A 10,446-nucleotide genomic window follows, 5' to 3' on the forward strand; every position below is an offset into this window, starting at 1 on the left:
ATGTTAAAGTAACAGAGCTTGTTTCAGAAGGAACAAGCTCTGTTTTTATAAGGTTAGGGATTTATGGCAACAATACACACTAGCGGTACTCAGCTAGAAAATCAGGTCACTCAGCTACCACTCAACAAAGCATTTCTGGCTTCTTTAGCTGTTGTATTCTTGTTAGCTATGCATTTTTTTATGCCGAATCCTGGTGGTTCGGGCCTTGCTCTATCCTTTAACCCTACCACTTGGCTAGCGCTAAGCTTCACGCTAGCGATTGGCTTTTACCAACTCGCGACCAATCGAGTACTCAAGTATTCCAAATTAACAATTGGCTTGTTGATTAGCTGCATCATACTCACGCTACCCATTTTATACAGCAATGCTGCACCTCAAGGAGCGTCAGGACGCTTGCTTGGATTGTGGGCGGGCTTTGCCTTATTTGTGGTGCTGCAGCAATTTAAGTTCAGCAATAAACACAAGCAACGTATGTTGTGGTTCATTGTACTTGCTGTTGTTATACAAGCACTATTTGGCTATGTGCAATATTTCTTATTAGAACCTGGCAACCTATTTGGCTACAACACTGCTGCAAACCGACCATATGGGATATTTCAACAACCGAATGTAATGGCAAGCTTTCTTGCTACTGGTTTTGTGCTGTCCGCTTACCTTTTAGCAAGGCAGCCGGCTAAATATAACCATAAGATCAGCGAATCATTCCTACTGTATTTAACTCCAACCTTAACCGTGCCCTTGCTGATCATCATTGCATCACGTACCGGATGGTTGGCCGCTGTCATTGGGTTTATCTGCATTCTGCCCTATCTATACAAGTTCTCGACCAAGAAACGCTTCTACGGATGGTGCGCATCAGTGCTCGTCGGTGTCGTCGTCGCTTTTTCGGTGATCAGCCTAAGTGCGACTGATAGCCTCGCTAGCAAGAAAGCGAACCTAGAAAGCCCGCGCGCTTATACGTTCCCGCAAGCTTTAGATATGATGATCGAAAAGCCATTTACAGGTTATGGTTACGGGAAATTTGAGTCTGAATACACGCTATATACAGCTCGCCAATATCAACTCAACTCGAACTATCATCCAGGTCTTCCTTCAATGGATCACCCGCACAATGAGTTCCTGTTTTGGGGAGTTGAAGGGGGGATTGTACCAATCATCGGAATCTTGATTGCTGCAATATTGGTGATGTCACGCATAACAAGTTCAGCAAAGGGAACACGTCTAGCCCTGCTCGCGTTATTTATCCCAATCCTTTTGCACTCTCAACTTGAGTATCCTTTTTACCACTCGGCGATTCACTGGATAACATTCATTATATTGATTTACTGGGTAGATCAGCGCTCTTCCCTACATTATCAACAGTCGTTCAGTATCATCAGCAAGACCCTATTTAGAGTGTTGAGCTTAGTGCTCCCTATTTTGGTCAGTTTTTATATGTTGAGCGCCCTGCACACCAACTATGTACTGACTAAGTTTGAACTGTCTAAGCCGAAAAATCCGGACATTCTTAAGCAGGTAACGAACCCAGTGGTGTGGAAAGATCGCTACGATTGGGATATATACAGCACTTACCTTAATATCGGCCTCTACAAAGCCGACCCGAGCCTTATACAGCCTTACATCGATTGGTCACTGGAGATCATTAAGAGCAAACCAAGACCGGCTTTCTACAGCAATCTGATTCTGGCGTATCAAGGCCTAGGAGAAGAAAGTAAAGCAGAGCAAATTCGTAGCGAAGCGAACTTTTTATTCCCTAACAGAGACTTTTCAAAGGTTCAGTATAAGAAAGTGTCACAAGCAGAAGATAACGTTTCGTCTGCAGAATAATGTTAAGAATTCGCAACGCAAGCTTCACTTAGTAGGCAGTAGGAGCTTGGGGTAGATACAAAAAAGCGCACGATCTCTCGTGCGCTTTTCTTTTTAATTTCAGTTCATGCAGCTACTTCAAAACATCTTTTAGCGCTTTTAGGCACAACGCGACATTCTCTTTACGAGCACCGTAACCCATTAGGCCGATACGCCATGCCTTACCAGCCAAAGAGCCAAGCCCAGCACCGATTTCAAGATTATATTCTTCTAAAAGCTGCGTTCTGACCTTAGCCTCATCAATTCCTTCTGGGAAATAAAGTGCATTAAGCTGCGGCAGGCGGCTCTCTTCATCAACCACAAACTTTAACCCTAGAGCTTCTACGCCTTCTTTAAGCTCTTGGTGCATCGCATGATGACGAGACCACGCATTATCTAAGCCTTCATTTTTCAACAAAACCAGCGACTCATGCAGAGCATAAAGGCTGTTCACGGGTGCGGTATGGTGGTAGCTACGCTTACCTTCTCCACTCCAGTAACCTAATACTAAACTTTGATCCAAAAACCAGCTTTGCACTGGTGCTTTACGGGCTTTCATTTTATCAACCGCACGCTGAGAGAAAGTCACTGGAGATAGCCCTGGCACACAAGACAGACACTTTTGGCTGCCAGAATAAACCGCATCAAGCTGCCACTCATCAACCAGCAATGGCACACCACCTAATGATGTCACTGCATCAACAATCGTTAACGCATCAAACTGACGAGCGACAGCAGAGATAGCTTGAGCATCAGATAACGCTCCGGTTGATGTCTCTGCATGCACAAATGCAACAGCAACGGCATCGGGGTTTTCTGCCAATGCTTGTTCTACCTTTTCAACTGAAACGGGCTTGCCCCATTCGTCATCAACAAGGATCGCTTCGCCACCACAACGCACCACGTTTTCTCGCATACGCTCACCGAAGACACCGTTACGACAAACAATCACCTTTTCACCAGGCTCAATCAAGTTAACAAAACAGGTCTCCATACCCGCACTGCCCGGTGCAGAAACGGCAATCGTAAATTCGTTTTCAGTCTGAAAAGCGTATTTAAGAAGCTGTTTAAGCTCGTCCATCATCGCAATAAACAGCGGATCTAAGTGACCTATGGTTGGACGGCTCAAAGCCTGTAACACTTGAGGTGAGATATCTGAAGGACCAGGTCCCATTAACGTTCGGTGTGGTGGATAAAAGCTATCGATAGCAGTAGTGAGTGGTAAATTAGACATGTACATCCCTTACGTTAATGTTGTGAACAATCCACCCTAAAGCAAATTGATTACCTCAGCAATTAGCCATAAGTATTGAGGTCAAACCACTGTCACATAATTGTTAAAATTATTTTTCAATTATCTCAAGTTACGGATTGACATTGTTACCACAAAAACGTTCAATGAAACGGCTATCTAGCAGAAGAGGAGCACTGCCCAGGCAGATGTTTTGTGGAACCGCATTTCCAATACAAAACATTTATGGGGAGCAGTGCCGAGATAATAAAAGGATGCAGGACCTTTATTATCGGTTGAGCGGGCTGAATCCCTTCAACTGTCGCCATTTCTATATGGTGAAGAGCTTCTGAGGTTACTATTCTAATAATTCCTCTCTTTTTGCTCTAAAACTCTCTTCGAAAAACATCGGACGTTGGATTACCCAACCGTAATTTTATTTTAGGAAGTCGTGGGAGATATATCGTGAGTGCATCTAATGTAGCTGGTTCTTTTAATGTCGCTAAGTTTGGTGGAACAAGTGTTGCCAACTTTGAAGCAATGAGCCGTTGTGCTGCCATTATTGAAAACAACTCAAACACGAAACTGGTCGTGAGTAGTGCATGCTCTGGTGTCACTAACTTGCTGGTTGAACTGGCAAATGGTGTTCAAGATAAAGCACGTCGTCAGGAATTAATGGCGCAATTAGCGGAGATTCATAACGCAATTCTTGACCAACTCGCAGATCCAATCAGCATCGAAAAAGAAGTCCACAGCATTCTTGATGACATTGCGAGCGCTGCCGAGGCTGCATCGTTTCAAACAAGCACTAAGTTAACCGATCACTTAGTCGCGTGCGGTGAATTGATGTCGACACACCTTCTTGCTCAAATCCTTCGCGAACGTGGTACATCCGCGGTTCGCTTCGATATCAGAGAAGTGATGCGCACCAATGATGATTTCGGCAAAGCTGAACCTCAGCTTGAAGAGATTTCAGTGCTAGCGAAAGAGAAACTGATTCCACTGTGCCAACAACAAGTTGTCGTCACACAAGGTTTTATCGGTGCTGATAGCGAAGGCAACACCACGACTTTAGGCCGCGGTGGCAGTGATTACTCAGCAGCACTGATTGCCGAATCTGTACAGGCGATTGGTCTAGAAATCTGGACGGATGTTCCGGGTATCTACACCACTGACCCTCGTATTGCACCTAAAGCTTCTCCTATCCCAGAGATCAGCTTTAGTGAAGCATCGGAAATGGCAAACTTTGGTGCGAAGATCTTGCACCCATCGACTCTAGTACCTGCACTACGCCACCAAATACCGGTATTTGTCGGCTCTTCAAAAGCACCAGAGTTGGGTGGAACTTGGATTCGCCAACAGGTGGAAAGCTCTCCACTATTCAGAGCCCTCGCCCTTCGCTGCAACCAAACCATGGTTACGCTGCGTAGCGCTAATATGTTCCATGCTTACGGCTTTCTTGCGAAAGTGTTCGAGATCCTTGCTAAACATAAGATCTCGGTCGATCTTATCACCACTTCAGAGATCAGTGTTTCACTAACACTCGATCAAACGGATACCTCTGGTGGTGCCCCTGAGTTACCTGAAGCCGCTCGCATTGAGCTTGAGGAGCTGTGTTCTGTAGATATTGAACACGACCTATGCCTTGTTGCTCTTATTGGTAACAACATGAGTGAAAGCAAAGGCTATGCAAAGCAGGTCTTCGGCACTCTTGAAGACTTCAACCTACGCATGATTTGTTACGGTGCAAGCCCACACAACCTGTGCTTCTTACTAAATGAATCTGTTTCTAAGTTGGCGATTCAAAAACTGCACCAAGAATTATTTGAATAGAAAGTCCGTTTATCATCGACAGATAAATCACAAATACAAAAAGGGTTGCTATTTAGCAACCCTTTCTCTTTTTACTTTACGAATCAAAGCTCATCATAGATTCAAACTAGTTAATGTTAGGACCTAACCACTTCTCGGCTTCTAACATATCCCAACCTTTGCGGTCAGCATAGCTATCCACTTGATCCTGTTGAATCTGTGCAATAGCAAAGTATCTAGCATCAGGGTGTGAGAAATACATACCAGACACTGAGGCACCAGGCCACATCGCGTAGCTTGTCGTTAATGACATATCGATTGCCTTTTCAACGTCCATCAGCTCCCACAACGTACCTTTCTCTGTATGCTCTGGGCAAGCAGGGTAACCTGGAGCTGGACGAATACCTTGGTATTTCTCTCGAATCAAATCGTCGTTAGACAAATTCTCATCTGGCGAGTAACCCCAAATATCCTTTCTCACTTCTTTATGCAGATATTCCGCGAACGCCTCAGCCAATCGGTCAGCAACCGCCTGAATCATAATCGCGTTGTAGTCATCGCCTTTCGCTTTGTATTCATCAGCCAGCTCTCGCTCACCAATACCACCCGTAACCGCAAAGCCACCAATCCAATCCGCTTTACCGCTTTCTTTTGGCGCAATGTAATCAGACAAACAGTAGTTAAAGCCTTTTGGTTTCTCTGTTTGTTGACGAAGATTGTGTAGAACTTTTAGAACTTCGGTACGAGATTCATCGGTATACACCTCAATATCATCACCAACACTGTTCGCTGGGAACATGGCACACATACCACGCGCTTCAAGCAGCTTCTCTTTCTCTACGCGATCCAGTAAATCATTAGCATCTTTGAATAAACGTTTTGCCTCTTCACCCACTTCTTCATGATCAAGGATTGCAGGGTATTTACCAACCAATGACCATGTCATAAAGAATGGAGTCCAATCGATGTACTGACGCAAAGTTGCCACATCAAAATCATTGAAGATGTGAACTCCCGGCTTAGCGGGTGCCGGTGGCGTATACGCATCCCAATCGATAGCAACTTTATTGGCACGAGCTCTTTCAAGCGTGACAGGCTTGGTACGAGGCTTCTTACGATTGTGCTGATCTCGAACGCGATCGTAATCGATATCCAGCTTCTCAACGAAAGCGGGTTTCAATTCATCAGAAAGTAGTGAGGTACAAACACCCACTGCACGCGAGGCATTATTTACGTATACAACAGGTTCTGAATAATTCTGCTCAATCTTAACTGCTGTGTGAGCTTTAGATGTGGTTGCACCGCCAATCAGAAGAGGCAGCTTGAAACCCTGTCTCTCCATTTCTTTAGCAACATGTACCATTTCATCAAGAGACGGTGTAATCAGCCCAGACAGGCCAATAATGTCGACATTCTCTTCTTTCGCTACCTTGAGAATCTTCTCGCAAGAAACCATCACACCTAAGTCGATAATTTCGTAGTTATTACACTGTAAAACCACACCAACGATATTTTTACCGATATCGTGAACGTCACCTTTAACGGTCGCTAACAAAATCTTACCGTTAGTTGCGCCCACTTCTTTGGATGCATTAATGAATGGTTCTAAATGGGCAACCGCCTGTTTCATCACACGCGCAGACTTTACAACCTGTGGTAAGAACATCTTACCTTCACCAAACAGGTCACCAACAACGTTCATTCCGTCCATTAGAGGACCTTCAATCACTTCAATAGGACGAGAGGCATTAACACGAGCTTCTTCGGTATCTTCAACAATAAAGTCGGTGATACCTTTTACCAAAGAGTGCTCCAAACGCTTCTCTACAGGCCAAGTTCGCCACTCTAATGCAGATTTATCTTCAACCTTACCAACAGCACGCTCTAGGTATTCGGTCGCCATATCCAGCAATCTTTCAGTCGAATCATCACGACGGTTTAGTACCACATCTTCAACAGCATCACGCAGATCTTCTGGAACATTATCGTAAATTTCCAACTGACCAGCGTTTACAATGCCCATATCCATACCGTTTTTAAAACAGTGATATAGGAATACCGCGTGAATAGCCTCACGGACGTAGTTATTACCACGGAATGAGAATGAAACATTCGACACACCGCCAGAGATCATCGCATGCGGGAGATCGCGTTTGATGTCTCCTACTGCTTCAATGAAATCAACCGCATAGTTATTATGCTCATCGATACCAGTAGCCACTGCGAAAATATTCGGGTCAAAAATAATATCTTCTGGTGGGAAACCGACTTCATCAACAAGAATGTTGTAGGCATTGGTACAGATTTCGACTTTACGCTCTCGAGTATCAGCCTGCCCGACTTCATCAAACGCCATCACGATGACAGCAGCACCATAACGACGAACTAATTTGGCTTGCTCAACAAACTTCTCTTTGCCTTCTTTTAGAGAGATTGAGTTAACGATGCCTTTGCCTTGAATACACTTTAGGCCAGCTTCGATAACTTCCCACTTAGAAGAATCGACCATAACAGGTACTTTCGAGATTTCAGGTTCTGAAGCACATAGATTCAGGAATTTAACCATACACGCCTCGGCGTCTAGCATCCCTTCATCCATGTTGATATCGATAATTTGAGCACCATTCTCGACTTGCTCTCGAGCTACACTCAAGGCTTCGTCGTAGAGCTCTTCTTTGATAAGGCGCTTAAAGCGTGCAGAGCCGGTAACATTGGTCCGCTCACCTACATTCACGAACAAAGATTCTTTAGCTATCGTCAGTGGCTCTAGTCCCGAAAGACGACAAGAAACTGGTAAGTCTGGCAATTGACGCGGCGTTACACCTTCAACGGCCTCAGCCATTTGACGGATATGCTCTGGAGTAGTACCACAACACCCACCAATTAGGTTCAAGAAGCCACTTTCAGCCCACTCTTTAACATGTTCAGCCATATCCTCAGGAGAAAGGTCATACTCGCCAAATGCATTAGGCAAACCCGCATTAGGGTGAGCAGAAACATTGCACTCTGAGATACGAGACATCTCACCGACATACTCACGCAGTTCATCAGGGCCCAATGCACAGTTCAATCCAAATGAGATTGGTTTTACATGACGAAGGGCGTTGTAGAATGCTTCTGTCGTCTGTCCTGAAAGGGTACGACCTGATGCGTCAGTGATGGTACCGGAAATCATCACTGGAAGAGCAATACCCACCTCTTCAAAAACAGATTCAACGGCAAAGGCACACGCTTTCGCGTTTAACGTATCAAAGATAGTTTCAATAAGAATTAAATCTGAACCGCCCTTAATGAGCGCGCGAGTCGATTCAGAATAGGCTTCAACCAGTTCGTCAAAGCTAACATTACGGTAACCTGGATCGTTTACATCAGGCGAGATAGAACAAGTTCGGTTGGTAGGGCCTAATACACCCGCGACGAAGCGAGGTTTATCTGGGGTCTTTGCAGTCCATTCATCAGCTGCTTCACGAGCAAGCTTGGCAGCAGCAAAGTTAATCTCTTCACTAAGGCTTTCCATATCATAGTCGGCCATAGCGATGGTTGTAGCGTTAAAGGTATTGGTTTCGAGGATGTCAGCCCCAGCTTCCAAATACTCCATATGGATATCTTTGATAAGCTTAGGCTGTGTAAGAACTAAAAGGTCATTGTTGCCCTTTAAGTCACTGTGCCAATCAGCAAAGCGTTCACCACGATAGTCTTGCTCTTCCAATTTATAATCCTGAATCATGGTGCCCATGCCACCATCAATCAGTAAAATTCGTTGCTTCAACAGAGCGTCAATCTTTTGCCTTACATTACTTCCCACGGTACAACCTCATTCCTTTAATTATCCCTCCATCCTATCACACATTAAAAAGGAGTCTAGACGTCTAAAAAAGGAAATTGATTACTGAGTCATGACAAAAAAATGTTTGCTATTTGAGCATGAGACAACGAAAATTCATATTCATACTTTGTTACATGTTGGAATCCCAATGTCGGTCTATTACACCTTATGCTTCTTGTCCGCTGCAGCCATGCTTATTGCTTTCGTGAATACAAAAATTGGTAAAATGCAGACAACCATCGCCATCACAGCTGGCTCAATGATGTTATCTCTATTGATTATCATTGCGGGACAAAATAATTGGTTCCAATTGGCAGACATTGCCTCAGAGACCGTTGCCAGTATCAATTTTGAAGATTTCCTTCTAAAAGGGATATTAGGATTCTTACTATTTGCAGGCGGTTTGGGAATCAAATTACCAAACCTAAAAGACCAGAAATGGGAAATAACAGTACTCGCGTTAGGTGCTACGCTGTTTTCAACATTCTTTATCGGTTTTGTGCTGTACGGGTTTTGCCAGTTCATCGGTATTCAATTTGATCTGATTTACTGCCTACTCTTTGGCTCGCTAATCTCTCCAACCGATCCCATCGCCGTGCTAGCAATAGTAAAGAAACTCGACGCTCCCAGAAGAATCTCTACTCAAATCGAGGGAGAATCTCTATTCAACGATGGTTTTGGCTTAGTTATCTTCGTAACCCTATTTACTATCGCATTCGGCACAGAAGCGCCAACCGTCGGTAGTGTGACCATGCTATTCGTTCAAGAGGCGATTGGCGGCATTGTCTATGGTTTTGTTTTAGGTCTTGTATTCCACTACCTAATCAGCAATACCGATGACCACTCGATGGAGTTGCTATTAACCATCGGCATCCCAACTGCTGGTTATGCGTTTGCTGAAGTTCTACATGTATCAGGCCCATTAGCGATGGTGGTATCAGGTATCATGATTGGTAACTGGACTCGCTTTATCGGATTCTCGAAAGAGAGTGAAGATCACCTAGATCATTTCTGGGAGTTGATAGATGAATTCTTAAACGGCGTATTATTCCTACTAATTGGTATGTCGATGCTGTTATTCAAATTCCACCAAGAAGATTGGATCTTAATGGCTTTCGCAGTCCCTCTAGTATTGAGTGCACGTTACTTGAGTGTTTTCTTGTCTTACATCGGATTTAAACGCTTTAGAACTTACAACCCGTGGTCGATTAAGATTCTAACTTGGGGTGGTTTACGCGGTGGCTTAGCACTAGCCATGGCACTTTCAATCCCTTCAGGTATCTGGGTAATTGAAGACAAAGCAATCGATGTTAAAGAGATAATCCTTGTCATGACATACGCCGTTGTTGTGTTCTCTATTCTAGTTCAAGGCTCAACAATCACTCCTATGATAGAGAAAGCAAAACAAGCAGAGAAAGAGCTAGATTAATATCTAAATAGATCAACCAAGGCCGCCTACTTTAGGTGGCCTTTTTTATACCTAATGAAAGTCAAACTCGCCAATTCCCTCACTGAAGTTATCGTTGAAAGGTATGCGTGGAACATAGAGATTATATCGATATTTGATACCGCGAGTATTTGAGTAGTCGAAAGCCTTGTTGTGGGTATCCAGAACTCTTTAAGTAGGTTAATACCAATTAAAGTAAAAATGTGATCTAATTAAGATTGATGAATTATTGTGAAATTTAGCCATGGATAGCCTTAATAACACTGACTTCAAAAAGCTTGCGAG

The 10,446-nt window shown here is 44.0% G+C and carries 5 protein-coding genes and 1 riboswitch; of the genes, 3 read left to right on the top strand and 2 right to left on the bottom strand.

Annotated elements, in window-relative coordinates; all coding sequences use genetic code 11:
• Positions 1–63: 63 nt before the first annotated feature.
• A complete protein-coding gene (locus F0229_RS05140) occupies positions 64–1,827 on the top strand; it encodes a PglL family O-oligosaccharyltransferase (protein ID WP_171732397.1) in 1,764 nt (587 codons plus the stop codon).
• Positions 1,828–1,939: 112 nt separating this feature from the next.
• On the opposite strand, the gene F0229_RS05145 is transcribed toward F0229_RS05140, so the two are convergent.
• Positions 1,940–3,079, bottom strand: coding sequence for an alanine--glyoxylate aminotransferase family protein (locus F0229_RS05145; RefSeq protein WP_171732398.1), 1,140 nt, complete (start codon positions 3,077–3,079; stop codon positions 1,940–1,942).
• Positions 3,080–3,255: 176 nt separating this feature from the next.
• Positions 3,256–3,433, top strand: a riboswitch (Lysine riboswitch).
• Positions 3,434–3,541: 108 nt separating this feature from the next.
• Here F0229_RS05145 and lysC point away from each other — a divergent pair.
• The gene (gene lysC, locus F0229_RS05150; RefSeq protein WP_171732399.1) at positions 3,542–4,909 is read left to right on the top strand and encodes a lysine-sensitive aspartokinase 3; all 1,368 of its coding nucleotides are present in this window, start codon (positions 3,542–3,544) and stop codon (positions 4,907–4,909) included.
• A gap of 106 nt (positions 4,910–5,015) precedes the next feature.
• Here lysC and metH read toward each other — a convergent pair whose 3' ends face one another.
• Positions 5,016–8,693: a methionine synthase gene (gene metH, locus F0229_RS05155; protein WP_017068719.1), complete on the bottom strand. Its 3,678-nt coding sequence runs from the start codon at positions 8,691–8,693 to the stop codon at positions 5,016–5,018.
• A gap of 169 nt (positions 8,694–8,862) precedes the next feature.
• Between metH and F0229_RS05160 the strand changes: the two genes are divergently transcribed.
• Positions 8,863–10,143 carry a sodium:proton antiporter gene (locus F0229_RS05160; RefSeq protein ID WP_017061334.1) on the top strand — a complete coding sequence of 427 codons (1,281 nt, stop codon included), beginning with the start codon at positions 8,863–8,865 and terminating at the stop codon, positions 10,141–10,143.
• The last annotated feature ends 303 nt before the right edge of the window (positions 10,144–10,446 follow it).

Origin of the sequence: Vibrio sp. AIC-3 (assembly GCF_013114515.1) — a bacterium.
Taxonomy (GTDB): Bacteria; Pseudomonadota; Gammaproteobacteria; order Enterobacterales; family Vibrionaceae; genus Vibrio; species Vibrio crassostreae_C.

Excerpts from the sequence above, each read along its gene's own strand:
- F0229_RS05145 (WP_171732398.1), bottom strand. The coding sequence starts at position 3,079 with ATGTCTAATTTACCACTCACTACTGCTATCGATAGCTTTTATCCACCA.
- F0229_RS05160 (WP_017061334.1), top strand. The coding sequence starts at position 8,863 with ATGTCGGTCTATTACACCTTATGCTTCTTGTCCGCTGCAGCCATGCTT.
- F0229_RS05140 (WP_171732397.1), top strand. The coding sequence starts at position 64 with ATGGCAACAATACACACTAGCGGTACTCAGCTAGAAAATCAGGTCACT.